We start from the raw sequence: 26,280 nt of genomic DNA, 5'->3' as shown, positions 1-26,280 counted from the left end.
TCGGTCGGGCTTCACCCGGCACAGGTGACCGGTCCTGCTCGACGAGCCGCACCAGCCGGTGCGGGCGCTCCTGCCCCCACGTCTGCGAGGACTCCCCCGGCCCCCACCCGCCGCATCCGGGCCGGGCCCGCCTGCCGGGCGCCTGCCAGTGGGCTCCGCCGGCGAGCGCACGCCTGGACGCATCCCCCGGGTTTCACACCAGTCCGAGCTCGCGTGCGCGGCGCACCGCTTCGTTGCGACGGTTCACCGCCAGCTTCCGGTAGATGCTCTTGAGATGGGTCTTGACCGTGTTCACGGACACGTAGAGGTCTGCGGCGATCTCCTCGCTCGACATCATCTGAGCCAGACGCGTCAGAACGTCGCGCTCGCGCCCGCTGAGGTCTTCCGCGACCAGCGCGGGCGGCGCCTGGGCGTCGGATCGGGACGGACCGGGTGTGAGCCAGTCGGCGGCCAGTTCACGGCACGGGGCGGTCGACAGGAACGGTCGGATCCACGACCTGGCATCGAGGAAGGGCCGTCGCAGCCGTTCTCGCCGGGCATCGAGGAGGGCCTGCGCGACGAGCCGGTGAGCGGTAGCCCCGTCGCCCGCCCCCTGAGCGGCCTGAGCCCGGGCCAACGTCGCCCGCACCGTGATCGACGGACCGGTCCGGGAGTCGCCACGGATGCTGTCGAGCAGGTTGAGTGCCACTGTCGGACGGCCCGCGGTCAACAGCATCCGTGCGGCCTCCACGGCGCACGCCGGCTGGTCACCCGATACCCCTTGGAGGATCTCCGCGGCCCTGTCCGGCCTTCCCTGCGCGAGGTGTTCGGCGGAGACGCTGAGCGCCTCATGGCCCGCCGCCCAGGGCGAGGCCGCGGCCGGGGGGACAGCCGCTTCCACGGGTTCGGCAGCTGACCGGGGCCGGCCGCTCACCAGCAGGAGGCGTTGTCCGGCGGTTGCCCGCACCGCGGCGGCCACCGGGTCGTGGGCGGCGTACGGCAGCTGCGCCGCCTCGTCCAGGAGTGCCCGCGCGCCGGCCAGTTCGTCGCGGTCGATGGCCACGGCAGCCAGCACCAGCAGCCCGATACCCGAGCCGCACGGCTGGGGCAGGCTGAACCGCTCCGCCTCACAGGCCGCCGCGTGTACCTTGCGCTCCACCCTGCCGATCCAGCCGTTCAGGTAGTCGATCAGAGCCAGGTACCCCATGGACTCCTGGCGTGACAGCACGGTGGACGAGCCACCGGGAGCGTCGGTCACGGCGGTCAGGGCGGCACGTGCCTCCTCGAACCGGCCGGCCCACAGCCGGGTGGCACCCACATGGCTCATCAGTTGCGCGGTGAGCTCGGGATGCCTTTCCAGCAGGGCTTCGGGGACCTCGCGCTGGAGGCGGGCAGCCGCCAGTGCGGCCTCCTCGGCCCGTTCGGGAGAACCGGTCAGCCGCGCGGCCGAGGCCTCCAGCAGCGCACAGCTCAGCTGGGCCGCCGCGCTGGGCTCGGTGACCGCCAGCCGCTCCCGGGCGCGGTCCAGATGGGACAGGCCACGCTCGACATTGCACCGGGCCAGGTCACGCGCCGCCCGGACGAGGTCCGCCGCGGAGCCCGTCGCCTCCGGGCCCATCCCCGAGAAGACCTGGTCGAGCTCGCCTGAACGCAGGCCGGTGAAGAGCTGTCCGATCGCGAGGTCGTCGACGAACATGCCGGCGGTGAAACCCCAGTCCCCCCAGGCCGCGCCGTGTGCGAGAGCTTCGGTGAGGGATCCGGACCGGCGCAGCCACTGCGCGGCCCGTCGGTGCAGTTCCGGTTCGAGGCCGGGCCGGCTGACCCGCAGGTGGGCCCGCAGAATCTCCCTGAACAGCGGGTGGAGGCGGTACCACTCGTGCCCGAGGTGCTCGACGAACGCGTTCTCCCGGTGCAGCCCGCGCAACAGGGACTCGGCATCCGTCCGGCCCGTGAGAGCGTCCGCGAGCTCGGGGCTGAACCGGTCCAGTACGCAGACCCGCAGCAGAAGGTCCTGCGCCCGCTCCGGCTGCCGCTTGAGCACCTCGGCCAACAGGAAGTCCGCGACCGTGCTGCGATCCGCCTCGTACTCCTTCAAATAGATCTCCGGATCGGGACTCTCCCGTGCCGCCAGGGCACACAACGCCAACCCGGCGGCCCAGCCGCGGGTGCGGTCCGCCAGGGCGCGTCCGGCGTCGACGGGCAAACTCAGGCCGTGCAGCTCCAGCAGCGTGACAGCCTCATCGGCGGTGAAGGCCAGCTCCGCCGCACGGATCTCCGTCAGCTGACCCGCGGCCCGGTAGCGGTGCAGCGGCAGCAAGGGCTCCGTGCGGCTGATCAGAACCAGGCGCAGGCCCCTGCCGGCGTGGTGCAGGACGAATTCGAGCTGCTCGGCGACCTCAGGATCGGTCACACGCTCGTACTCGTCCAGCACCACGACCACCGGCTGGTCGCGCTCGTCCAGGCCGGCGGCGAGCGTCGCCAGCAACTTGTGACCGACCTGGCCCGGCTCCGCCGGGACCTCGAACGTCTCCGACAGCGCACCGCAGGCGCTCAGGGCCCGCAGGACGTACGCCCAGAACACACCGGGTCGCTGGTCCCCCGCCTCGGCCGTGAGCCAGGCCACCGGCCGGGACAGCCCGGCGGCCCAGTCCGCGGCCAGCAACGTCTTGCCTGCGCCGGCGGGTCCGTTGATCAAGGTCAGCGGCGTGTCGAGGGCTTGATCGAGGTGGTGGATGAGCCGCTCCCTGCGCAGATACAGGGCAGGTCTCGTCGGCAGCGCCATCCGCGTGCGCAAAAAGGGGTCTCCCAGCGGATCGGCCGGGACATCGGCCGCTTCCGGAGCGTTCCCGCCGGTCTCCGCCAAGGCCCTTCACCACCGCTATCCATCGGATCAGGTCGAAGCAGCGCGCTCCACAGCCCAGCATTCCACCGTTGTCGGCACTGCGCGCGATCGGGCGCCCCGAGAGCCTTGGGAGGTCCGCCGCGCGGGAGCCGCCGGGGCGACCGAACGCGCGGCGCCGGCCAATGGACGCAGACCGACCCGGTGAGTGCGGGGTCCGGCAGCATGCGCACCGCCGAGGATCCCGGGCCGCGACGACGTGCCGTCGATCCCGTGCAGACCGAGCAGGTTCACCCGCCACAGGTGATCCACGGCACGGAATCACGAGGTCGGCGTCCCCCTATCGCGCCGGTCCCGCGCACTGACAAGGGCGAGGACGGATCGGTTCGGGGCGTCGAACTCGTCGACCTGAACGGCGACGCGGATCTCGACGAGCTCGACACCGCGAGCCGAACCGGCGCCGCCACGACCAGCGAGCACCTCACTGGCGCCACGCCGTCGCGCGCCGGCCGTCGGGCGGACGCGCGAGAAGTCCGGCCGGGGGAAGCCGAACGGGTGACTCGGCCGCCCCTCAGCTCGGTCGCCGGCCGTCGGTGCCCGCGGCCAGGGTGGACGCCGGGGCGACGGGGAAGCCGCGCTCAACCAGCCGCTCCACCCAGGCCAGCCGTTCCCGGAGCAGTGGGCGGCGTGTTTCGGGGCCCGCGTCCAGGACGTGCCGCAGCAGCAGCCGGATCCGCTGGAGGACCAAGGGGGCGGTCTGCGCACAGTTGATCACGTCGACGAGCGCGGTGCGGACATACCGGCCCCAGTCCGGCAGCGGTACCCAGACCCGTGACGTGCCCTCGGAGTCACGGGTCTCGCCGACATCGAGGTCCTGGGCGGCCAGGAGGAGCAGCAAGTCCTCGATGTGGTCCAGGGCCTGCACGGACGTGGCCGGGTCGTTGATGGCGGGGGACAGCCCGCGCAGGGCGATGTCCGCCAGGAGCCGTAGCCCGAACTCGGGATTGCGGTCGAATCCGCGTTCCACCCCTGGCGTCAGGGCCGCCAGGATGACGTCCTCCGGAAGCCTGCCCCCGTGGATGTGCGCCACGGGCCGGCCCCTGATCAGGAGCTGGCCGGTGGCCTGGCAGAGCACGATCAGGCAGTCGTGGGCGCGGGCCGCCTCGACCAGTGCGGGCATGTCGATCCCGCGCAGAACGGCCCCGGGTCCGGGCCAGGTGACGGGCGTCCCCCCGGTCGCGGGCGGCAGGGTGGGCCCGGCGGCCTTCTCGTCACCCGGGGGCCGGTCGTAGACAGTGGCGATGACGCGGTGGGACCGGCCGGTGATCGCGTGCAGGCAGGGGCCGAGTTGGATCGAGGCGAAGGCACGGCTCTGCAGGGTGTACAGGAACACCAGCGCGACCAGTACCAGGACCATCGCGATCGAGGGCACCACGATGGACACCTCCGTGCGCGTGCCGAGGGACAACGCCGAGGTGACGCAGAAGACGAAGACACCGAGGGCGAAGGCGAAGGACCGCCATACGAGCGGGTCGTCGCGGAACAGGCCCAGACGCGGGGAGAAGGTCGTCGCAGCCCACTGCACGACCAGGAACAGCAGCGAGAAGATGATGCTGACCAGGCCGATCACCCCGAAGCCCAGGGAGGGCAGCAGATCTGCCCCGCGATCGGCACCGATCATCGGATGGACCGTGAGGTGGGGGAGGAGAAGTCCCGTGCCCAGGCCGACCGTGACGCACAGGCCCTGTGCCAGGGTCCGGCGCCGTGCCCGGTGTCCGAACCCGTCGACGGACCAGGTGGGGTCGGTCCGGCGGCTGCCGTCGGCTGCGCTGAGGTTGGCCACAGGATGCATTGTCAGCCCGCGCCGGTGCCCGCGACAGGCGAGGCGGCCGTAGGGGTGGTGCGGGCGGGCAGCCGAGGCGTGAATACGGCCATAGGGGTAAATTCGGGATCCAGTCCGTGAGAGGTCCACTGGACGCGAGTGACGTTCGGTCCGTCCGGTTCGCTCGACCACGGTGGACTCGAGCGTCACGGTGCCCTCGGCCGGGAATGCCTCGCTCGAGCCGGGCCCGCCACCCGAAGACCCGGGCCCGCCGTGCTTCTCGGGCAAATCGGCCCGATTCTTCACGCGATGTCCTGCGAACTCGGTTCGCATGCTCCTCGACGGATTGAAGGCCGGGCATGAGCGCACACGGCGGTACCAAAGCGATTGTGGCTGCACTGGCAGCGAACCTGACCATCGCCGTGGCGAAGTTCGTGGCGTTCGCGTTCAGCGGTTCCTCCTCGATGCTCGCCGAAGGCGTCCACTCCGTCGCCGACTCCGGCAACCAGGCCCTCCCGGCATCCGACGAACGACACCACCGCCTGAGGAGCCCGTCGACCTGCCGTTGTGAGAGGCGAACCGCTCCCCGGCGGGTGGTGAGCCCGGATTCGAGTGGGGCGATCCCAGCGAACGCCAGTCGCCGGTCGAAGGGTTACGGCGTTACGCCCCGGTCAAGGTCACCACAGCCCATGGGTCCGAGGGAGCTGCCGCCTCACCCCAGCTCCAGCGAAGCAGGCCCGCGTCGGACAGACACTCCAGGGCATCGAGCAGAAGCACGGGTGAGACGCGCAGGGCGGCGGCCGCCGCCCTGACCGGGAACACGGCTATGCGGGCGGAGTCCTGGCGAGGATCCTCCACGATGTCGACGAGCAGCCCCGCCGCAACTCCTCCGCGCGGAACCGCGCGCGCCAGCCGGGCCCACTTCACCACCCAGCTTTCCCGCTCCACCGTCACCGGCCCACACACCTTTCGCTCCACAGAGAACGTCCCGTGCTCACCTCCGCAAGCGCCGGCACCGCGCGTCGAGGGCACTTCAATGGCGCCGCCCGGCGAACCGGCTCACGCCTCCTGTGCGCTGACCCGTCCGCTCCTGACCGCATCGACCAGTGCCTGATGGTCCCGCTCGTTCTGATCGGCGTAGCACCCGGCGAACCGCACCAAGGCCCGGTCGAACGCGTCGCCGCGGCCCAGGTAGGCGGCGATGGCGATCCGGTCGCCCGCGTTCCAGGGACGCCAACAGGCGGAAGTTCATCAGGTGCGCGTCACCGCAGAGTTGGACCCGCAGACCGGTACTGGGCGTTCCGGCCAGATCGCCGGCCATGATGGCGGCGGCACCCCGGTAGAAACGGAACGGTGATTCGACCATCCGTCCATAGAGGGCTGTCGTTGGTTTGTGCCTCATGACAGCCTCCCGTTCGATACCGCCAGGCGCACGAAACCCAGGAGCGGACCCGCTCTGGTCTCCATACTCCGCCCCACCGCGGTGAACCGCACTCCCAGCCGACCGCAGTGAGCCGACGGAGCGGCAGACGCCTGGCGTCAACCTCCCAGCACTCCGGATCTCTTGAATACGTGGGTCGGTCATCAGTGCGCTCTGAACCCGCTGACCTGGTCTTTCCCGATCAGCGACACCGAGGCCGCAGCGTGGTTGCCGGCGTTCGCGTAGGTAGTTGCGGCAGGGGTCGACGAGGCTCGCACCGTATTGGGGACGCGGAGCATGCGCTCGGACTGACCGGCTCGGGCATAGCGTTTGACGATGTCAGACCCAGTTGCAGCCGGCGGGCGCACTCGAGGAGGCCCACGCCCTGGTCGAGCAGGTCGTGGACCCTTCCTGGGTCAAGATCGGCTCGCATCTCGCTCCGGTACTCTGGACGCTCAACCGCGCTCATCTGTACGGCGCGGCCCCGTTGACGGTGAAGCCCCCACGCTGGACCTCCTCCTGACGCACTTCGAGCAAGCACCAAAGTGCTCGCAGAACGTCCGCTGAGACGTCTTCCGGCCAAGGAGGGCGATTTCGCGCAGGAGGTCTTCCGATATGTGGTCGACGCTGGATGCCGCCGCAGTACCGGCGAACGACAGGTTCGAATGGTTCGCCAGTACTGTCTCGCGCGCGTTGGCCCCCATATCAATCAGCAGCGCACACGCCGCCGATTTCCAGGCAGAAGCCGCCACACTGGATTTGAGCGCGGTCCAGGTCTCGACCTTCTCGTACCCACCCCTGCGGTCGCGCCGCACACCCGCGCTGATCAAGAGGAGCGATCCGGAGCAGTACATGCTGGCGCTCATGACCGAAGGTTCCATGTCGATAGCCCAACGCCGCAACCACGCCCGGCTGGCAACTGGTGACATGGTCCTCTGGGACTCGACCCACCCGTACGAGGCCGCAGTCGGCCGTGGCACCGATTTGGTTCGGGTGGTCATCATGCACTTGCCGAGACGCGCGCTGCCCCTCCCCTCCGACAAGGTTGACCGCGTGCTCGCACAACGCCTGAGCAGCGAGAGCGGTTTCGGAGCGATCCTCGGTCAGTTCATCGGCACGCTGGGGTCTTACGGCCCCGAATGCGAACCCTCGGAACTGAGTCGTTTGGGGAACACCGCCCTCGACCTGGCCGCCGCCGGTATAGCTCGTCACGCGGACGCCTATGGCGACCTCCCCGCGAGGGCCCGTACGCAGGCGCTGCTGGAACAGATCAACACGTTCATCGGCCACAACCTCAGTGATACCGAACTGACGCCGGAGTCCGTCGCAGCACGTCACCACATCTCCGTCCGCCAGCTTCACCTGCTGTTCGAAGGACAGGACGAGAGTGTCGCGGCCTCCATCCGCCGACGGCGTCTCGAACGCTGCCACGCCGATCTCATGCGTCCCGAACTGGCCTCCCGGCCTATCCAGTCCGTCGCCGCTCACTGGGGATTCGGCAGTGCCGCTGTCTTCAGCCGAGCCTTCCGCGCCGCCTACGGCGAAAGTCCCCGGGTCTTCCGTCAGCAGGCCCTGCGGTCGCGACAGTTTGCCTAGCGCGCACCCTTTCTTGATGACCCGCGCAGGGGGCGTCAGCCACATGGTGCGACGCGCGACCATGGCGTCTGCTCGCTTCGCAGTCCACAGCTCAGAGATCGAGGATGAACACCGAATGCTGAAGAAACTGACAAGTCGACGTGCGCCGTCCACCAGGCTCGGTCGGGCCCTCGGTGTCGGCGCTGCCGCGCTGGCCCTGGCCTGCACGGGGCTTGCCTCCGCCGGGAGCGCTTCGGCGGAGGACAGGATCCCGGGGTTCAATCTCAGGAACGGTTCCAACGGACTGTGCCTGGAGGCGTACGGTGAAGGCACCTCTCCCGGCACCGCGGTCGACCAGTGGGGCTGCAACGCCCACCTCAATCAGCTCTGGAGCGAGAGCCACGACGCCTTTGGCCGGCAAACCCTCGTCAACTCCTACAGCGGCCTGTGCCTGGACATCTCCGGGGCCAACACGAACGCGGGATCGCGCTTGATTCTGTGGCCGTGGAACAACGGCTGGAACCAGGAGTGGCAGTACACCAACGGCGCGTTTGTGAACCCGACGACCAACTTCGCCGTCGATGTACCGCAGTGGACCAATGTCTGGGGTACCCAACTGGACGCATGGCCGTACAACGGCGGCGCGAATCAGATCTGGAAGTGACGTAAACCCTGCCACTTGGGCGGTGTTGCTGGGCAGATCGCCGTCGATCGTGAGCCTGTCTTCTCGATGAAGGCGCCACCTCGGCCTTGGCGCGGAAGCCGAGATCCTCCAGCGCCACGAGCGTCATGTATGTGAAGTTCGCGTTATTCCCCAGGCTCCGGCCTTGGGTGGGCGTTAGGTTGGCCGGCGTGAACTTGCCGGGATGGAGCTATCGGTATGTGGGGCCACCTGATCTGCGGGCCCTTGTCCGACCGGAAGCTGAGGGCCGAAGCATCCACTCGGCGGCGGACTTCGCCGACTGGGCCTCGGGACCGGCAGCGGTGGAGTTCGACGAGCCTTTCACGTTCGTCATCGACGCGGCGGGGGTGCTGCGGCTGGCGCCGCGCCGGAGCGAGCACGTGGTGTGCGCTGGTGGTGGCCCCGTTCTGAGTGCCGGGGAGATGAGCTTTCGCGAGGAGTCCGGGCAGTGGGTGGTCGGTGATGTGAGTAATCAGTCGACCGGATACTGCCCGGACATCCGCTCGTGGCCGGCCGTCGCAAAGGCTCTGGATGTGGCCGGGATCGATCATCCGTCCGGCTTCACCCACGAGGTGGTGTTCCGGCGCTGCCGGTCCTGCAGCCAGCTGAACGTCGTTCGGGAAGAGGACTTCGTGTGCGTCTTCTGTGACGAGGAACTGCCGCGCGAATGGAATGTGGATAGTGCTGCGCTTTAGCGGATGGGGATCCCCCTGTGTCCAGGCTGATCGAGGCCCTCACGGCGGCCGGACCGCGCGCCCCGACCCTGATCGGGCCAGGCGGCATCAACGAGCCCTCGATGAAGCGGAGTTCGCCGTCGCGGTCGATCCAGGGCGAGGGGGTGGTGAACCGGAAGCGGGAACGACAACGACCTTCTCACTGTGGACATCTGGATCCGGCAAACTCGTCCTCCACGGCCTTCATGCCGGTCACGTGCACTCCTTGCTCGGAACACACGATCAGCCGAAGGCCGTGGCCACGTCTGACGAACCACCATCCGAGCGAACCCATTCGAGACGACGTTCGAGGTCGTGACATGATGTTCCACATGACAACGAACCGAAAGGTCCATGCCGCGTAGCCGGCCGGGACATCTCCGGGCCGGCCTTCCGCGCCGGCGCCGAGAACAGGACACCAGGCCGGTCATCGATGGCCTGTCCCCGCGGGCGCTGGCCGAGATCGCATGCCTTGAGCGAACCCGGAACTACCTTGAGCCGGGCGAAGTCACCTGGGCCATGCACCTGTGGAAAGAGCATGTACGCCAGTCAGCGCGCAAGTTGTGGCACCACTACGAGCACGGTGACGTGCACGACTACTGCTGTGGCAACCCGCTCCAAGCCCGTGCCAGCCTTGAGACCGTGGTCCAGGCCATGTCCCCGCGCGGTGCCCGAGAGCTACGCAAAGTCATCGCCGAACTCGACCACCAACTGAGTCGCTCTTCAGCTCTGCCGCCACCGACCGGACCGTCAAGCACAAGCTGAGGCCATCATCCCTGGCAGTCCTACGGACAGGTTCCCGAAGCCGGGATTGGCTCCACCACTCATCCGGGCCACCGTTCCACGGCCCCCGGGAAATCGCCGGATGGAAGGCGCGCGCCGACAGCCCCATCGACAACGTCCACGTCACCGTGCGCGCAACCCACCGCGACGGAGCCCGCATCACCGTCACGGCCGTCTACTCCGGCCACCTCAAGGGCGCGCCCAATCCCTTCGCCGTACCAATGGCCACGCTCCTCGACCTCGACAGGAACCGCTGCCGGATCACCTCCGACCAGGACCATTACAGCCTCGCCACCGTCCTCCAGCAGTCCGGTCCGCCCGCCGACTGGACCCCGCCCGCCAACTGACGGTGCCTCCCCATGTGGCACTACAATTCTGGGCACGCACCGCCTCATGTTCGCCGTCGACGACATCAAGGACACCGTCGCCCGCCTGCGCCCTCACAGCGCCGAACTCATCGGCGAGATCGCCCGGTTCGAGGACAGCTACCTGCTGTGCTAACTCCGCGGCCCGGAAGGCATCATCGTCGGACTGACCGAGCAACTCGGCTGAAAAGGAGGAACCGGCCCCTGCGGCCGAACGCGATCATCGAGGTTCCGAACCGCCCGACGGCTCCCATCCGGCTTGGGCAGGCCGTGGTTGTCTCCTGGCAAGGTTGGCGGACCTCCTGCATGCAGGCAGGGCGCACCAGGGCGTCGGGGCCCTCCGGCGCGGCCCACCACGTACTGGTCGTCGGCTCCGGCGGGGCCGGCGGCTCCGTCTGCAGCGGCCCGGCCTGCCTACAGCTCGAACTCCAGATTCAGCACGTCGTTGATCTCCACTTCTTGCAGGGAGCCGGCGCGCCGACCGCCGTCTTGGAAGTAGACCTCCTTGAGGGCTTGGGCGGTGAGCTCGCGCAGTTGGTCCTCGCCGGCGCCCTGCTGCTGGGCGTTGAAAAGGCGGGCCGCGTGCTGCGGGGGGAGGGCAATGCTGAGGTGGCGGATGCGGTCCTCATCGGTCGTATCCGTCGGTGCCCCGGCGTACCCGAGGCGGGCGTGCACGTCGATGACGATGCCGCCGGTCGTGGCCGCCTTCTGTCTGGCCTTGGCCCGGACCTGTGGCTGCCACCTCGCCTTGACCTCGCGCTCCAGGCGCGCGGCGAGGTCCGCTCGGGGCTTTTTGATCTGCTCCTTCACATACCGTTCCACGGTGCGCTGAGAGATCCGCAGCATCTGGGCGACCGCCTTGGTGCCCCCCAGTTGCTTGACCAGGTAGCGCATTCGCGCGCCGGGGGACTTCGGCGCCGGGCGGGTGAAGGCCTTTTGTACTGCCTGGTTCAGGCCGTCCCCGAACTCCTTGGGCATCGCGCTTCCTACTCCCCGGTGTCTTTGTCGGTGACGGTGCCGTCCTTGATGTACCGGGCGAGGTTGAGCTCAGGGGCGTCGTACTGCTCCCGGACCTCCTCGCCCCACAGCGTGCTCTGCGTGCCCTCGTGCTTGACCAGGCCGGGGTTGACGCCGAGCTTGAAGCCGCCCGGGATCGGGTTGCCGTCCCGGTACGGCACGACGTCCAGCGCGCTGGGGCCGTCGGCCGCGTACACGACGCAGTCGGAGTTGATGGCGACCGGGTACTGGCCGGTGAACGCGGCGTGCTTGACGACCTTGCGGTGCAGGTTGATGCGGGTGCGGGCGATGACCGCGGCGCGGATGTCCGGCCGCCAGGTCGGGCGGGACAGCGCCCGCCACGGCTCCCCCGAGCGCCAGCCCTCGCCCCGCGGCCGCTCGCGCAGTTTGCCGATACCGCCCTTGACCGTGGCCTTGATGGCGGTCAGCACGATCGCCAGCTCCGGGTCACGGCTCTTGTAGCCGTCCATTGCCGCCAGGAAGTCGGTCGGGGACAGATTCGCGTCGACCCCGAAGTCCGCCATCGTGGCCAGGTAGGCGTCCCGCAGCCGGTTGTACCAACCGTCCAGGTAGCGCCCACTCTCGTACCGGACGTACGCCTCGCTGGGCGCGACGTCGTAGCCGAGCTCCACCGCGTAGGCCACCGTCGGCGTCGCATACCAGGCAGGACCCTCCGGGCGTTCGCCCTTGGGCGTGAACGGGCTCGGCAGCAGGCTGCCGTCCAGATCCACCCACTCCTTGCCGGCCTTCACCCGCGACAGGTCGACGTGGGAGAGGTCGACCAGCCAGGAGCCGGGCAGCTTCGGGTCGAACACCGGGCTGTTGACGTGCGTCGGCGCGCCCAGGCCGACGATCAGCCCGTTGGCTCCGGCGGCGAACGCCATGTTCACGTCCAGACCCACCAGGTGCGAGCGGGTGCATTCCACGTCCGTCATCGGCCGCGCCCAGTCGAACGCCTCCTCGAAAATCTTCTCCGCAGGTCCCCGCAGGTGGAAGCGCGGCACGTCCTTGAGCAGCGGGTGCCCGTCCGGGGCCTCGCACGGCGCGCAGTCCACCGGGTCCTTGCCGAGCGAGCCGGGGTTCTTGTCGTCGGCCTGCCGCAGGACGCCGGTCGCCTCATCACGCACCGCGTAGGTCGGCGGGTGCAGTGCGGTCATCAGCTCCAGGCCGGTCACGGCGGTGGAGCCGCGCGGCGTCATCACCCGCAACGCGTACGCGCCCAGCACCCGGGCGAGTTCCGCCGGCGGCAGTTGGGCTGCGGTGTCCCAGTGCCTGGAGTCCAGGGCGCCCCAGGACGGGAGGCACAGCTGGACGCACTGGCGGCCCGCGACCTGGGCCGGGCGGTAGATCCGCGCCCACGGCCCGAACCCGCGCTTCGTCAGTTGCCACTGCGCGCGCACCAGTTGCTTGATGACCTTGTGGCCCTCCGGGATGCGCCCCGACAACCGCTCCTCCTGTGTGAGAGCGGTGGGCAGGCCGTAGCGCTCGCACGCGGCCTCGGTGAGCACGATCAGCGGGTCGGCCGGCTTGCCCGGGCCGGACAGTTTCGGTGCCCCGAGCTTCGCCTCCGCCAGGGTCCAGTCCACCAGGGCCGGGATGGATTTGGCGGGCACGTCCAGGACCAGGCCGCCGACGCAGTACGCGAGCACCTGGCCGTCGGCGTCGGCGTCGACGACCGCGAGGGGGCCGTTTTCGAAGCGCGGATCGGCGGCAGGCTCGGCCGTGGCCGTCTTCGCGGCGGGCTGGCGCGGCGTCGTCGACGGCCTGGCGGTGGGCGTCGGGCGGGGTTCCGCAGCCGGGGCCGGGGCGACGGGAGGCGCAGAGGTGCGGGTGTTCTCAGGCGCGGGCGGGGCCGCGGTTGCGGGGGCCCGGTCGGTGGCCGGCGTCGGCGTTGTCGCCGGGGCGGGCGCGGGGGTGAGCGTGGCCGGGGCTGCAGCGTCCTGGGTGGGAGCGGCCGGGTCGGCGGGGTAGAGCTCCGCGAGCTGACGGAGCAGCCTCGCGTAGGCCTCGCGTTCCGGGGGCCTTGGTTCGGTCTTGCCCAACTCCCAGCCGCTGACGGTCGCCCGCCGCACTTTGAGGGCGCCGGCCACCTGGTCCAGCGTCAGGCCGTGCGCGGCACGCAGCCGCCTGCGCTCCGCCGGTGGCGGAAGCGGGGACGCGGACGCGACCAGCGCGTCGATAGCGTCGAACAGCTCGGACATGGAGCACCTCCTGGCCCGCACCCTATCCCATGAATCCCACTTCTTACGTACTTATGCCGTACGTTTAGCGTACGAATGGCGTTCAACGACATTGATGTGCACACTTTTGTAAGCTGGTGTGCATGACGTCGCCGAGCATCACCTACTCCATCGTGGAGGCCCGTGCCCGGCTGGGTGCCATCGCTCGCGAGGTCAGCGCGACGCGTGAACCGGCCGCTATCACCGACCACGGACAGATCATCGCGATACTGGTGAGTCCCGCCGATGTGTTGGAGCTGCAGGAGCTGCGGGCGTTGGCCGCCCACCGGGCCCGCCAGGCCCGCGGCGAGAGCGTCGGTGTCCCGCATGACGAGGCGTACCGCCGGGTGTTCGGCGGGGATGAGGCGTGAGCTACGAGGTCATCTGGGAGTCCGAGGCCCTCGCCCCGGCGGGGCGGTTCGCCACGGACGATCCCGATGGAGTGCGGCAGGTCTTCACCGCCGTCGCCCGCCTCGCCGGCAACCCCCGGGTCGAGGACCCCTTCGGCAGCACCGACGTCCTGCGTATCCATGTCGGTTCCTATCGGGTGCTGTACGAGGTCAGCGGCAGTCAGGTCCGCGTCAGCGTCATCCACCTCGGACGCCTGCGGTGAACGACGGCGAGGAGTCGGCATCATCGGCGAGAGCGCCCCTCCCGTCGCCGGGGTCCGACAACCGGCGCCCTGGTAGTCGGGAGGCCCCGCTTGCGCGGCGGGGATGCACACAACTGGGGGCCGACCCGTACAACGCCGCTTATGCGGCCATGGAGTTGAAGGCGGAGAGGTTCCATCGCTGCCAGGAGCAGGTGGACGAGCGCATCGAGCACGCCCCGATGTGACTCGAGGGGTCTGGGGCAGGAAATGCGAATCTGGCACACCATTCGAAAGGCTTCAGGAAGCCTGGCTTTACGGCACCAGTGAGAGCGATGGACGATGAACAGGATCACCCTCAAAGAACACCAGGTCGACCACAAGGCGAAGTTCCGTAAATGGGTCGGATTCCCCGCACGATCGACTGTTCCGAAGCGGGGAGCCCGGAGCACGCTCGTGTCCGCGACCGGATCCGGGAAAACGATCACCGCCGCCGCGTGCGCGTTGGAGTGCTTCCCGGGCGGCCGGATCCTGGTCACGGTGCCGTCCCTGGACCTGCTCGCGCAGACCGCGCAGGCGTGGCGCATGGTTGGTCACCGGGCGCCGATCGTCGCGGTGTGCTCGATGGACAACGATGCGCTCCTGACGGAGCTGGGCGTGCGCACCACCACCAATCCCATCCAGCTCGCCCTGTGGGCCGGGACCGGGCCGGTCATCGTGCTCGCCACCTACGCCTCGCTGGTGGACCGCGAGGACACTGACGCCCCCGCCGGGCAGCAGAAGGTTCGCGGGCCGCTGGAGGCAGCCCTGGCGGGTGGGGACCGGCTGTACGGCCAGGTCATGGCGCCTTTCGATCTCGCCATCCTGGACGAGGCTCACGGAACCACAGGCGATCTTGGTCGTCCGTGGGCAGCCGTCCACGACAACGCCCGCATCCCCGCCGACTTCCGCCTCTACATGACCGCAACCCCCCGCATCCTTGCCTCGCCCCGACCGCAGAAGGGCACGGACGGCCACGAGGTGGAGATCGCGTCGATGGGCCAGGACTCGGAGACGTTCGGGCCGTGGCTCGCCGAACTGGGGCTGAGCGAGGCGATCGAGCGGGACATTCTCGCCGGATTCGAAATCGACGTCCTCGAGATCCGCGACCCCTCCCCCACCCTGGGCCTGTCGGAGGAGGCACTGCGCGGCCGGCGTCTGGCCCTGCTGCAGACCGCGCTGCTGGAGCACGCGGCACGGTGGAACCTGCGCACCGTCATGACCTTCCACCAGCGGGTGGAAGAGGCCGCCGCGTTCGCGGCCAAGCTCCCGGACACCGCCGCGGTGCTGCACGCCACCGAGGCATCCGACGCCGACCTGGCCAAGGCGGAAAAGACGCTGCCGAGGTCGGCGATCGACGCGGAATTCTACGAGCTGGAAGCCGGTCGCCACGTACCCCCGGACCGGGTGTGGTCCGCGTGGCTGTGCGGCGACCACCTCGTGTCCGAGCGTCGGGAAGTGATCCGGCAGTTCGCCAACGGCATCGACGCCACCGGGCGCCGGGTGCACCGGGCGTTCCGCACGAACGCAAGGTGCACCTCAAGCGGGACCAGGACGGCCGCATCGTCGGAGATGGCGCTGAGGACGAGGGCGAGGGCAGGAAGAAGGAGCAGGGCGACACCGACGGTGCCGTCGAGTCGGCGCTGCTGCACTTCTCGTCTCCGAAGGTCGCGGCGTCCATGCGCACCCGGGTCTACCGGCCCGAATCCCTCGTCTGGCTCGAAGGGTTCCAAGCTCTACGGCGCTGGCGCCGCATCCACCACCACACCGGCCTGTTCGCCGTGCCCTACGACGTCGAGGTCGAGGTCGGGGCGACCCAGGCGTTCCCGCTGGGGCGGTGGGTCCACCAGCAGCGAAAGGCGCTGCGGGCCGGAGAACTCGAAGACCACCGCGAGGAACAGCTCAACACGGAAGGGATGGTGTGGGAACCGGGCGATGAGGCATGGGAGACCAAACTCGCCGCACTCCGCTCCTTCCACCGCCTCCACGGACACCTGGCGCCGCGGCAGGACGCGGTGTGGGGTGAGGCCGACACCGAGCAGTTGCCGATCGGACAGCTCCTCGCCAACCTCCGCCGCAAGGACGGCCTCGGCAAGGACCCACGGCGAGCGGCGGACCGTGCCGCACAGCTGACCGCCGTCGACCCGGACTGGAACTGCCCGTGGCCCCTGGACTGGCAACGCCACTACGCCGTCCTGCGTGACCTCGCCACCGACGAGGCCGACGGTCGGCTCCCCGAACTCGAACCCGGCGTGATGGTCGAGGGTGACGACCTCGGACGCTGGATCGCACGGCAGCGACGCGACTGGGCGCAGCTCTCCGGCGAACAGCGGGAACGGCTCACCGCGCTGGGTGTGGAGCCCGCCCAGCGGCCCGCTGCAGCCCCGCCCACGAGTGCGGCCGGAAGTCCGTCCAAGGCGCAGCAGGCGTTCCCACGAGGCCTGGCAGCCCTCGCGCAGTGGGTGGAACGGGAAGGCGCAGACCGGCCCGTACCCCGTGCACACGTGGAAGAGATCGCGGTCGACGGCGAGATCGAACCCGTCACCGTGAGACTCGGCGTATGGAATTCCAACACCAAGAGCCGCCGGGACAAACTCACCGACCCACAACGCACCGCACTCGCGCAGCTCGGAATGGACTGGGCGTGATACCCGCACCGGACGCCGGCTGAGCCGATCCCAAATGCCGGTGCGCGGCGAGGCCCTGCGCCCCCTTCGTCCGGGTCCTCCTGCTGTCGATCCGAGATCGTGAACCCGCTGTTCGCATCTGTCCCTTCAGCCCGGTGGCGTTGCGAGCATTTCCTTTCTGGCAAGACTCATCCATTGGCCAGCCCCCTCCGTCTCGCGATCGTGACCCCCTCCGGCCGCCCTCGTCGAGGGAACACGTATACGAGAGAGCGGAGTTGGGCCATGTGTGGCTTGAATGACCGTCGACGGAGCCGGAGGTAGCTGGCAAGATTCGCTGCCTTGTGTGACCGATCGGGGGGCAGGGCGTTGGAACGTCTAGGCGCGGGGGATCCGGAACGAGTCGGGCCCTATGTGATTCTTGGCCGTCTCGGGAGGGACGGCACGGGTTCGGTGTACGTAGGGCGGTCACCAGCGGGGGCGACCGTTGCGGTTGAGGTGGTGCACGCCGATCTGGCCGGTGATCCTGGATTCCGGGCTCGGTTCGGGGCCGCGGTGATGACCGCGCGCACAGTGGCAGGGGGTCATGTCGCCCCGGTGGTGGACGCCGACCCGGAGGGGTCCGCGCCATGGGTGGCCACCTCGCTACCCGCTGGATTGACCCTCGGCCAGGCCGTGGCGTCGCACGGCCCCTTGCAGGAGCAGACCCTCCGGGTGCTGGCTGCGGGGATCGCGGAAGCGCTGGCTGCCGTTCACGCTGTGGGGCTGGCGCACGGCGCCCTGCGGCCGGACAACGTCGTTCTGGCGCGGGAGAGGCCGTGCATGATTGCCTGGGTGATTCCCCGGCCGGGAACCCCGGCCGACGACGTTTCCGCCTTTGGTGCGGCACTGGTGTTCGCGGCGTCCGGGCGGGACTCATCCGGCCCGGGTGCCGCCGATGACGAAGTCTCGGCCGTGCCGGCCTCGCTTCGGACCATCGCTGGTCACTGCCTGGCCGTCGATCCTCAAGCCCGACCGCTGGTGCCAGAGTTGATGGATCAGCTGGCCCGCACCGGAGCTCCGCTGCCTACCGGCGACTGGTTGCCGCCCGCACTCGTGGACGAGGTGGCGGCGGTGGCCGCCCAAAGGGGCCCAGCACCCTCCGCTGTGCCGCCCCGGCCGGGCCATCCCCCGGCGGCTCCGCCCCGACCGAGCCATCCCCCGGCGACACCCTCTCTGCCTGTGGAGGGAGCCGGGATCAGCCGGAGGAACATGCTCGTCGGTCTGGCGGGCGGAGCCCTCGTCCTCGGCGGTGTCGCCGTCGCGGTCGCCCGGTCCGGCGGATCGTCCCCCGAGCCGTTGCCGGCGTCCCTGCCTTCCTCCAACGCCTCCGCCATTCCCTCCGCCATCCCCTCCGCCGGCCCGACCCAGGGCTCCGGGTCGCCCTCTTCGTCGGAACCGCGCCCGCTTCCTCTCTCCGCCCCGGACGCGACCCCGGCGTGGTCGGTCACCGTGGACTCGGTGCCCACGGCGCTGGTGGCCTCCGACAAGGTGGTCGCACTCGTCACCGAGAAGTCGACGAGCTTCCTGGACTCGGCCGGCAAGCCGGTGTTCACCCCCCTGAAGGTCGGCAACCTGAGTTCGAGCTTCCGTGCCCTCACCGCGTTCGCCGACGGCGTGTTCTACATCGCGGGCGTGGCGCAGAAGGGAAGCGTGCGAACGCTGGGGGCGGTCGACGCCGCCACGGGGAAGACCAAATGGGTCGTGTCCGTGGAGGACTCCGCGGGCGACATCCGCAATGTTCCCGCTTATGTGGGTGTCGGCGGAGGCAAGGTCTACGTGGGCGGGAGTTACGCCGGCTCGCTGGAGTCCGACATGATCGGCTACATCCGGGCCTTCGACATCGCCACGGGAAAGGAACAGTGGCAGACCAAGGGCAGTGACATCAACAACGTGCTCGTTCCCCCGTCGGGCCGCTATCTGCTGGCCGGATCCGGGAAGGTGCGGGAGAAGACCAGCCAGGTCCTGATGATCGACCCCGGAAAGGGCACCCGGGGTTGGAAGAAGTCTGTCCCCCTCGCCCACTACGGCCAGGCGGGCCTGCCGCTGACCAGCTACGCAGACGGGCTGTTCATCTGCGGACGGGAGAAGGTCGTCGCCGTCGACCAGGCCACCGGCGAGGAGAAGTGGCACCTGGCGGCGGGGCCGGACCAGCCCGACGTCCGATTCGGCACTCCGATCCCCAGTACGGACGGCAAGACGGTCTACATCCCTGTAGGACAGGACCTGGTCGCCCTGAACGCCGCGGACGGCAGCGTGAAATGGATGGCGGTGCTGCCGGAGCACGTCACGTTCACGGCCAGCAGCGGCCTGGGACTGGGCGGCCCGGGCGCGTTGTGCTCAGCCGACACCGTCTTCGCCACCGACTCCACCAAGACCCTGTGGGCAATCGACGCGGCGACGGGCAAGGCCCGGTGGAAGTACACCGATCCCGGACAGCCGGACGTCGGGTTCACGTGGACCGTCGGCGGTGATCGGGCCTGGATCTCGTCGAACCTGACCATGACCGCGATCTCCGCCCACGGATGACCGAACTGCCAGACCTCGTACTGGCAACGGCAGGAAACTGATGAGCGATCCGCAGAGGGAAGCACATGGAGCCCGGCTTTGACGTGACCGTGCTGGCATCCGCCGCCGCCGCACGGTTGATCGACCTTCTCACCACGGACAGCTGGACCGACGCCAGAACCGCCGTGGCTTCGCTGTGGCGGCGAGGGCACCCGGAGCGGGTGGAGGCCGAGCTCACCGAGGGACGCGGTGACCTGCTCCAGGCCGAGGCCTCGGACAGGGGCCCAGCGGTCCGGACGCTCTTGGTGGCCGAGTGGCAGGCCCGGCTCGCCCGGCTACTGGCCACCCACCCCGACCTCGCCGACGAGATGCGCAGACTCCTCCGTGACACCGGCACAGCGGAAGGCCAGGCGGTCGGCTCCTTGCACCAGGAGGCGCACGTCACCGATGGAGATGCCTACCAGGCCGGGCGCGACATCTCGATCACCAAGGACCGGGAATGACGGAGGAGGGCACCGCCCCCGGATACGACGCCTCACGACCCGCCCCGGCTCTTCCGTCGGTACATCAGGAAGCCCATGTCCACCACGGCGACGCGTATATGGCCGGCGGCAACATCACGATCCGCCATCCGGACGGGATCCGTCGCACGGTCGGCCCGGGAGACGACATCGCGTGTCCGTACCCCGGCCTGGAGCCCTTCGAGGCGGGACAGGAGCGGTGGTTCCACGGCCGGGACGCGGTGGTCCACCTCGTGTGCCAGCGGCTGGACGCCCGTGTGCGCAACGGTGGTCCCCTGGTGCTGATCGGCCCGTCGGGGGCCGGCAAGTCCTCGCTGCTGGCGGCCGGAGTGCTGCCCGCCCTGCAGCAGGGCAGGGTGCCGGCCGAGGGCTCGCGGCACTGGCCCCGCCTCCTCCTGACGCCCACGGAGCATCCCGCCGTGGCCCTGGCCGAGACCGCCGGTTTCGTGAACGCGCCGGAAACAGCGGCGGCCTGGCGCGCTGATCCCGGGCAGTGCCTCACCGACCTGCACCAACTGGCGGTCGGGGAGGGCGGCGGAGCGGAAGGCGGACATCGGCCGCCGGGCCTGGTCGTGGTGGTCGACCAGTTCGAGGAGGTGTTCACCCTCTGCACCGAGGAGTCCGAGCGGGAGTGGTTCATTGACCTGCTGGACCGGCTGGCCCGGCCGGCGAGCCCCCGGGCACAGGCACCCTCGGTCCTCGTGGTGCTGGGAGTCCGGGCGGATTTCTACACGGCCTGCGTGGACCGCCCACAACTGCGCGAAGCCCTCCGAGCCGAGCCGGTGCTGCTGGACCCGATGACCGAGGCCGAGCTCAGGCAGGCGATTCTTGCTCCCGCCCGGGACGTGGGGCTGGAGATCGAGGACGGTCTGGTCGAACTGCTGCTCGCCGATCTGGGCTCCGCGGGGCCGGCCGCCGGGCCAAACGGGGAACGGGCCACGGGAACGTACGCGGGCAGACTGCCGTTGCTCGCGCATGCCCTGCGGGCCACGCACGCCATGCGCAGCGGCAATCTCCTGACCGTGGACGGGTACCGCACCACCGGCGGGATCCACAAAGCCATCGCCAACACGGCTGACGGGATCTTCCAGAAGCTGCCACCCGAGGTTCGTGACGTTCCGGAAGTGACCCGGTCGGTGTTCATGCGGCTGGTCGTCGTGGGCCGCGATGCCGACGACGCACGCCGCCACGTTCCGTACGACGAGCTGCTCCGCGCCTCGGTCAGGCCCGACCTGGCCGCGCAGGTCGTCAGCGAGTTCACCCGGGGCAGGCTCCTCACTGGCGACCGCAACTCCGTGGCCATCACCCATGAGGCACTGATGCGCGCCTGGCCCATCCTGCACGGGTGGATCGAACAGGACCGGGCCGGCCACCTCGTCCGCCAAGACCTGGAGGAGGCCGCCGCCGCGTGGACCCGGGGCGAGCGGGATCCTGGCCTGTTGCACCGCGGCAACCGCCTGGAGGCGGCCAGGGACTGGGCCTCGCGCCGTGAGAACGAGGTCACCGATGCCATGCGGGCGTTCCTCGGCGCCTCCGGTCAACGGGACCGACGCCGCCGCGTCCGGCGTCGCGCCACATGGACCGTTCTGACGGCCCTGACCCTCATCGCGTCCCTGACGGCCGGCTTCGCGCTCCAGCAGGACGCCCGCGCCAGGGCCTCCGCCGCGGAGGCCCTGCGCGAACGCGATCAGGCGATCACCGCACAGGTCACCGCCGAGGCCCTGCGGCTGGCGCCCGCCGATCCCTCGCTAGCAGCTCAGCTCAGCCTCGTCGCCTACCGCATGGCGCCGGATGCCGACGCGGCCTCACGCCTGCTGAGCACGCAGAACACACCGCTGGCCACCAAGCTTCCCGGTACCACTGCATCGCTCCACACGGTGGCCTACAGCCCTGATGGGAACACGCTGGCGACCGGGACCGTCTACGAGAACACCGTGCGGTTGTGGGACGTTCGGGACCCCGTCCGCCCCCGTACCCTGGTTCCCCGGCTGCCCATGGACAGCGCCGTGGACTCCGTGCTGTCGGTGGCGTTCAGTCCGGACGGACGCACGCTGGCCGTGGCCGGGCACACCGGCGACCACCGCAGAGACAGCTGGGCCGGGGGCGGCTTCGTCGACCTGTGGAACGTGACCGACCCGGAACACCCCTCAGCGCTGGGCAGACCGGTGAGCACCGATCTCACCTCCGTCACTTCGGTGGCGTTCAGCCCCGACGGGCGCACCTTGGCCGCGGGCAACCAGAACGGAACGGTCAGCTTGTGGAGCACCACCGACCGCAACCGTCCGACACCCCTCGGACCACCCATGACCGGCCCCGGCGGCTCGGTCCTCTCGGTGAGGTTCGGCCCTGACGGGCACACGCTCGCCGTAGGCGGCCGGGACGGCACGGTGGCCCTGTGGAACACGGCCGAACCCGGCCACCCGGTCCCCCTCGGGCAACCGCTGACCGGACCCCGCGGACCCGTCCACGCGATGGCGTTCAGCCCGGACGGACGCACGCTCGCCGCGGCCGGTGACGATCGCTCCGGCACCATCCAGCTGTGGGACGTGACCAAGCCGGGCGCGCCCCAACCGATGGCATCCGGCATCGACGCCGACACTCGCTCCGTTTGGTCCTTGGCGTTCGCCGCTGATAGCCGGACGCTGGCCGTCGGCGGTGACGTGAGCAACGGCAAGGTTGGCGTGTGGCGGGTGTCCGACAGCCGGCTCGTGCGCCTCGGCCGACCCCTCGGCCAACCTGACGGCACCTCCGCCGCGCTGACGTTCAGCCCCGATGGGCACACGCTGGCTGTCGGCAACAGCACGGGCACGGTGACCCTGTGGAACATGACCGACCCGCACCACCCCGTATCCCGGGGCAAACCCCTGGCGGTGGCGGCCGGCCCCGTCACCTCCGTGGCGTTCAGCCCCGACGGGCGCACCCTCGCAGTCGGTGGCATGAGCAGCAACGGCACCGTGAGCCGGTGGGACATGACCGACCCGGACCGCCCCGCTCCCCTCGGCCAGCCACTGACTCTGAGCACCGGTCCCGTCCACACCGTGACGTTCGCTCCGGACGGGCACACCCTCGCTGTCACGAGTGACGATGGTGTCGTCGGCGTCTGGGGCCTGACCGTCGACGAGGCGATCCGACGCATCTGTGCCGGCAGCACCGGCGCTCTCGGCCCCCAGCAGTGGAGCCGCTTCATCCCCCAGCTCCCGTACGCCCCACCGTGCCCCAACTCAGGCGGCACCGGTTTGCCGCCCCAGGTATCCGCACCGTCCCGCCAATGAACCACGGCGAACAGACCCTGGGCACCGACCATGAAGTCGGCGCCCGCGGCGCTGATGCTGGTCCCGTTGGCAGCTTGACCGTTGTCCTGGTTGCGTTCACCTGTGGTGGACCCGGCCGGAGCGCCGCAGCCCCTTGCAGGCTCCCCTGTCCCGGAGCACCGGATGGCTACTGTGAAATGCTCGAACTCACTTCGTTGAAGGGTGTGTTGTGGATCCGATGGTGTTAGCCGCAGGGACGGCGCTGGTGGGCGCGATGGCCACGGACGCGTGGCAGCAGGCACGGGAGGGCACCGTCGCGTGGTGGCGGCGGGTCAGCGGGGACCAGGCCGACGCGGTCGGCAGTGACCTGGCGGCGGCCCGACCCCAGGTGCTCGCGGCCCGGGTGGCTGGGGACCGGGACGTCGAGCGGGCTCTGATAGGCGCCTGGCAGCTGCGCCTCCAGCAGCTGGTAGCGGCCGGAGTGATCCGCCCGGCCGACCTCCGGTCGCTGCTCGACGAGCAGCTCACGCCGGTCCTGCCGCCCGAGGAAGCCTCCGCGGTCGGCTCCCTGGTGCAGCGCGCGACCGCTTCGGGCGACGCCCGCATCTACCAGGCAGGCCGTGACCTGCACATCAACGACCAGTGACCCCGGCCACGAACGGCCAGGCGGACTCGGAAGGCGCGCAGGACCCGGAGGGCTCAGACGCCGCCGACGGTCGGCTTGGCCCGGACGACGCGCATCACGCGCGCGACCCGGACGAGCCGGCCCCGGCAGGCGAGCCCGTGCTCCGTGCTGAGGCCACTGAGCAGGGACGCGTTGTCCAGGCGCGCCGGGACCTGTACTACGCCGAGCGCGACCTGCACCTGCACTACCGGGACGGGGTCCGCGCGGCGCGCCGCACCGAGGCGGGACGGCAGGCGGAGGCACACGAGTGCCCTTATCCCGGCCTGGCCGCCTTCGATGAGGACCGGGCGCATTGGTTCTTCGGGCGCGACTCCCTCACCGCCGAGCTGCTCGTCGGCCTCGACGAGCGGCTCCAGGTCGGCGGCCCGATCGCCGTGGTCGCCCCCTCGGGAGCCGGCAAGTCCTCGCTGCTCCGGGCCGGCCTCCTGCCCGCGATCGCCCGAGGGGCGCTGCCGGCGGCCGGGTCGGCACGGTGGCCCCGGGTCCTGCTGACCCCCACCGCCCATCCGGTCGCGGCCCTGACCGCCCGGCGTCCCTCATCGCCCTGGTGGGCAGGGCCCTGGACGGACGCGGCGCGGACCGTGCGGGCGCCACGGATGAACCGGGCTCCGGCGTACGACTGGTACTGGTGGTCGACCAGTTCGAAGAACTCTTCACGCTGTGCACGGACGAGGCGGAACGACAGGCGTTCCTCGACCTCGTGACCGGTCTGGCGGAACCCCGATCCGACGGCGCGGCTCCGCTCGCGCTCGTCGTGTACGGCATCAGATCGGACTTCTACACCCAGTGCGCCGGCCGGCCCCAGCTGCGCTCCGTCCTGCAATCGGGCCAGGTGCTGGTCGGCCCCCTGTCGGAGACCGGTGCCCGCGAGGCCGTCCTGCATCCGGCCGAGTCGGCCGGTCTGACGGTCGAACCAGGCCTGGTCGAACTCCTGCTGCGCGACCTCGGCACCCTCCCTCCGGGAGGGACAGGCCCCGTGGGCGCCGGTGCGGCCGGCGCCCACGGGCAGGCGGCGGGCCGGCTGCCCCTGCTGGCACACGCGCTACGGGCCACCTGGCAGCAACGCCACGGCAGCACGCTGACCGTTGAGGGCTACCGGGCTACGGGCGGCATTCACCGTGCGGTGGCGAATACGGCCGAGCGCCTGTTCGTCGGCCTCGACCCGGTGGGCCAGGAGATCGCGCGGGCGGTGTTCCTCCGCCTGGTCAGGGTCGGGAACGGCGTGGACGACACCCGCCGACGGCTGAGTCCCGGTGAACTCCTCGGCGGAGACGAGGACGTCGACACTTTCTCCGCAGTCGTCGATGTCTTCACCCGGGGCCGGCTGCTGACCCGCGGCAACGGCACCGTGGAGATCACGCACGAGGCGCTGCTCGATGCATGGCCCCGGCTGCGCGGCTGGATCGACGGCGACCGGGCGGGCCGGCTCGTACGCCAGGAACTGGAGGAGGCGGCCGGGGCATGGGAGCAATCCGGCGCCGACCGTGACCGGCTCTACCGGGGCAGCCGGCTGGAAGCCGCCCACCAGTGGACAGCGGCGCAGGGCAGCCCCACCGGGCCGTCGGTGACGGCCTTCCTCACCGCCTCGCAGCACCAGGCGCAACGCGCCGTGCGCCGGCGGCGCGGCGTGGTCGTCGTCCTGTCCGTCCTGCTGTTGATCGCGTCCGGCACCGCGGCGGTCGCATTCGACCAGCGGTCGACGGCGCAGGCGCAGCGCGAGGTGGCCCGGACCCAGGAGGCCGCCGCGCGCCAGCAGCGCGCCCTCGCGCAACGCGAGCGCGACTCGGTCGTCCAGCAGAGCGTCCAGGCCACAGCGGACAAGCTGCGGGCGGGGCGGCCTTCCCTGGCAGCGCAGTTCGACCTGGCCGCGTACCGGCTGAAGCCCTCCGACCCGGGGGCCCGCAGCCGCCTCATCAACGATGTGAACCGTCCGCTGTCCCGCGCCCTCCCGGGCCATGTGGGAGCGGTCACGTCGGTCGCCATCAGCCCGGACGGACACATCCTGGCCAGCGCCGGGGAAGACCTGGGAGACGCGGATGCCACCGGCCAGATTCGGCTGTGGGACCTTCGCGACCCGGCCGGGCCCAAGCTCCTGGGCACGCCGATCATCGTCCACGGCGGGTTCGAAGACCTGCAGTTCAGCCCGAACAGCCAGACGCTGTACGCCGGGCTCTCCGGCCGCGGCGACAGCACCGTCCGGTTGTGGGACGTCGCCGATCCGGCCCACCCCTTGCCCCTGGGCGATCCGTTGATCTTCAGCACCAGTATTCTCGGCGCCCTGGCACTGAGCCCGGACGGGCGCATCCTGTGTGTGGGCCTGGCGAACGGGCCGACGCGGCTCTACGACACCACCACGCCGAACCACCCGGTGTCCCTCGGGTCGTTGCCCGGCGCCGACGCGCGGCCCGTCGCCTTGACGTTCACCCCCGACGCCCGGATCCTGGCAGCCGCCTTCGACAACGGGACGGTCCGACTGTGGGACCTGTCGGAGCCCGCGCGGCCGAGCCCGGCAGGCGCCGGTCAGCACACCGGCAGCGTCAGCTCCTTGGCCTTCAGCGCGGACGGCCGGACCTTGGCCGGTGCTGTCGACGCGGGCATGCAGTTCTGGAA

Annotated in this window: 18 protein-coding genes and 4 pseudogenes; 15 read left to right on the top strand and 7 right to left on the bottom strand. The window is 70.3% G+C overall.

Going from position 1 to position 26,280, the window contains the following annotated elements:
- Positions 1-193: 193 nt before the first annotated feature.
- Both O3X23_RS38195 and O3X23_RS38190 read right to left on the bottom strand, forming a co-directional pair.
- The gene (locus tag O3X23_RS38195) at positions 194-2,842 is read right to left on the bottom strand and encodes a LuxR C-terminal-related transcriptional regulator (protein ID WP_443048105.1); all 2,649 of its coding nucleotides are present in this window, start codon (positions 2,840-2,842) and stop codon (positions 194-196) included.
- A gap of 547 nt (positions 2,843-3,389) precedes the next feature.
- On the bottom strand, positions 3,390-4,661 hold the full coding sequence (locus tag O3X23_RS38190; RefSeq protein WP_269278066.1) for a DUF2254 family protein: 1,272 nt from the start codon (positions 4,659-4,661) through the stop codon (positions 3,390-3,392).
- Between the two features lie 338 nt (positions 4,662-4,999).
- Between O3X23_RS38190 and O3X23_RS38185 the strand changes: the two are divergent.
- Positions 5,000-5,155, top strand: a pseudogene (locus O3X23_RS38185) (cation transporter); the annotation flags it as partial.
- Between the two features lie 145 nt (positions 5,156-5,300).
- Here O3X23_RS38185 and O3X23_RS38180 read toward each other — a convergent pair.
- The 3 genes and pseudogenes from O3X23_RS38180 to O3X23_RS38170 all read right to left on the bottom strand — a co-directional run.
- Positions 5,301-5,594, bottom strand: a complete 294-nt coding sequence (locus O3X23_RS38180; RefSeq protein WP_269278115.1) for a hypothetical protein — start codon at positions 5,592-5,594, stop codon at positions 5,301-5,303.
- Between the two features lie 105 nt (positions 5,595-5,699).
- Positions 5,700-5,801, bottom strand: a complete 102-nt coding sequence (locus O3X23_RS38175) for a hypothetical protein (protein WP_269278063.1) — start codon at positions 5,799-5,801, stop codon at positions 5,700-5,702.
- Between the two features lie 22 nt (positions 5,802-5,823).
- Positions 5,824-6,183, bottom strand: a pseudogene (locus O3X23_RS38170) (DUF2252 family protein); the annotation flags it as partial.
- Positions 6,184-6,675: 492 nt separating this feature from the next.
- Between O3X23_RS38170 and O3X23_RS38165 the strand changes: the two are divergent.
- From O3X23_RS38165 to O3X23_RS38145, 5 genes and pseudogenes are all read left to right on the top strand, one after another.
- The gene (locus O3X23_RS38165; RefSeq protein WP_269278061.1) at positions 6,676-7,656 is read left to right on the top strand and encodes a helix-turn-helix domain-containing protein; all 981 of its coding nucleotides are present in this window, start codon (positions 6,676-6,678) and stop codon (positions 7,654-7,656) included.
- 115 nt (positions 7,657-7,771) lie between these two features.
- The gene (locus tag O3X23_RS38160; protein ID WP_269278059.1) at positions 7,772-8,299 is read left to right on the top strand and encodes an RICIN domain-containing protein; all 528 of its coding nucleotides are present in this window, start codon (positions 7,772-7,774) and stop codon (positions 8,297-8,299) included.
- Positions 8,300-8,619: 320 nt separating this feature from the next.
- Positions 8,620-9,012, top strand: coding sequence for a hypothetical protein (locus O3X23_RS38155; RefSeq protein ID WP_443048104.1), 393 nt, complete (start codon positions 8,620-8,622; stop codon positions 9,010-9,012).
- Between the two features lie 929 nt (positions 9,013-9,941).
- Positions 9,942-10,160 (top strand): hypothetical protein, encoded by a 219-nt coding sequence (locus tag O3X23_RS38150; protein ID WP_269278055.1) that lies wholly within the window; start codon positions 9,942-9,944, stop codon positions 10,158-10,160.
- A gap of 25 nt (positions 10,161-10,185) precedes the next feature.
- Positions 10,186-10,314: pseudogene (locus O3X23_RS38145) on the top strand (VOC family protein); the annotation flags it as partial.
- Between the two features lie 278 nt (positions 10,315-10,592).
- Here O3X23_RS38145 and tpg read toward each other — a convergent pair.
- Both tpg and tap read right to left on the bottom strand, forming a co-directional pair.
- The gene (gene tpg / locus O3X23_RS38140) at positions 10,593-11,156 is read right to left on the bottom strand and encodes a telomere-protecting terminal protein Tpg (protein ID WP_269278053.1); all 564 of its coding nucleotides are present in this window, start codon (positions 11,154-11,156) and stop codon (positions 10,593-10,595) included.
- Positions 11,157-11,164: 8 nt separating this feature from the next.
- Positions 11,165-13,396: a telomere-associated protein Tap gene (gene tap / locus O3X23_RS38135; protein ID WP_269278051.1), complete on the bottom strand. Its 2,232-nt coding sequence runs from the start codon at positions 13,394-13,396 to the stop codon at positions 11,165-11,167.
- A gap of 122 nt (positions 13,397-13,518) precedes the next feature.
- On the opposite strand from tap, the gene O3X23_RS38130 reads away from it, so the two are divergent.
- The 9 genes and pseudogenes from O3X23_RS38130 to O3X23_RS38090 form a co-directional block, all read left to right on the top strand.
- Complete coding sequence (locus O3X23_RS38130; RefSeq protein WP_269278049.1) at positions 13,519-13,785, top strand: type II toxin-antitoxin system Phd/YefM family antitoxin; 267 nt, start codon at positions 13,519-13,521, stop codon at positions 13,783-13,785.
- Positions 13,782-14,027 (top strand): type II toxin-antitoxin system RelE family toxin, encoded by a 246-nt coding sequence (locus O3X23_RS38125; RefSeq protein WP_269278046.1) that lies wholly within the window; start codon positions 13,782-13,784, stop codon positions 14,025-14,027. Before O3X23_RS38130 ends, O3X23_RS38125 begins: the two co-directional genes overlap by 4 nt.
- A gap of 318 nt (positions 14,028-14,345) precedes the next feature.
- Positions 14,346-16,690, top strand: a pseudogene (locus O3X23_RS38120) (Helicase associated domain protein).
- A gap of 1,227 nt (positions 16,691-17,917) precedes the next feature.
- Positions 17,918-19,234, top strand: coding sequence for an outer membrane protein assembly factor BamB family protein (locus O3X23_RS38115; RefSeq protein ID WP_269278043.1), 1,317 nt, complete (start codon positions 17,918-17,920; stop codon positions 19,232-19,234).
- An 83-nt stretch (positions 19,235-19,317) separates the two neighbouring features.
- Positions 19,318-19,716: a hypothetical protein gene (locus O3X23_RS38110; protein ID WP_269278039.1), complete on the top strand. Its 399-nt coding sequence runs from the start codon at positions 19,318-19,320 to the stop codon at positions 19,714-19,716.
- Entirely contained in the window at positions 19,713-23,006 is a 3,294-nt protein-coding gene (locus tag O3X23_RS38105) for an nSTAND1 domain-containing NTPase (RefSeq protein ID WP_269278036.1), read from the top strand. Before O3X23_RS38110 ends, O3X23_RS38105 begins: the two co-directional genes overlap by 4 nt.
- 217 nt (positions 23,007-23,223) lie before the next feature.
- Positions 23,224-23,631, top strand: a complete 408-nt coding sequence (locus O3X23_RS38100; protein WP_269278033.1) for a hypothetical protein — start codon at positions 23,224-23,226, stop codon at positions 23,629-23,631.
- The gene (locus O3X23_RS38095) at positions 23,628-24,374 is read left to right on the top strand and encodes an nSTAND1 domain-containing NTPase (RefSeq protein WP_269278030.1); all 747 of its coding nucleotides are present in this window, start codon (positions 23,628-23,630) and stop codon (positions 24,372-24,374) included. Before O3X23_RS38100 ends, O3X23_RS38095 begins: the two co-directional genes overlap by 4 nt.
- Positions 24,299-26,280: WD40 repeat domain-containing protein (locus O3X23_RS38090; protein WP_443048103.1), on the top strand; the 1,982-nt coding region annotated here is incomplete at its 3' end. The genes O3X23_RS38095 and O3X23_RS38090, both read left to right, overlap by 76 nt.

This window comes from Streptomyces sp. H39-S7 (assembly GCF_027158205.1).
Taxonomy (GTDB): Bacteria; Actinomycetota; Actinomycetes; order Streptomycetales; family Streptomycetaceae; genus Actinacidiphila.
Note: the sequence above shows the minus strand (reverse complement) of the source record. Positions and strands in the feature narration are given on the sequence as shown.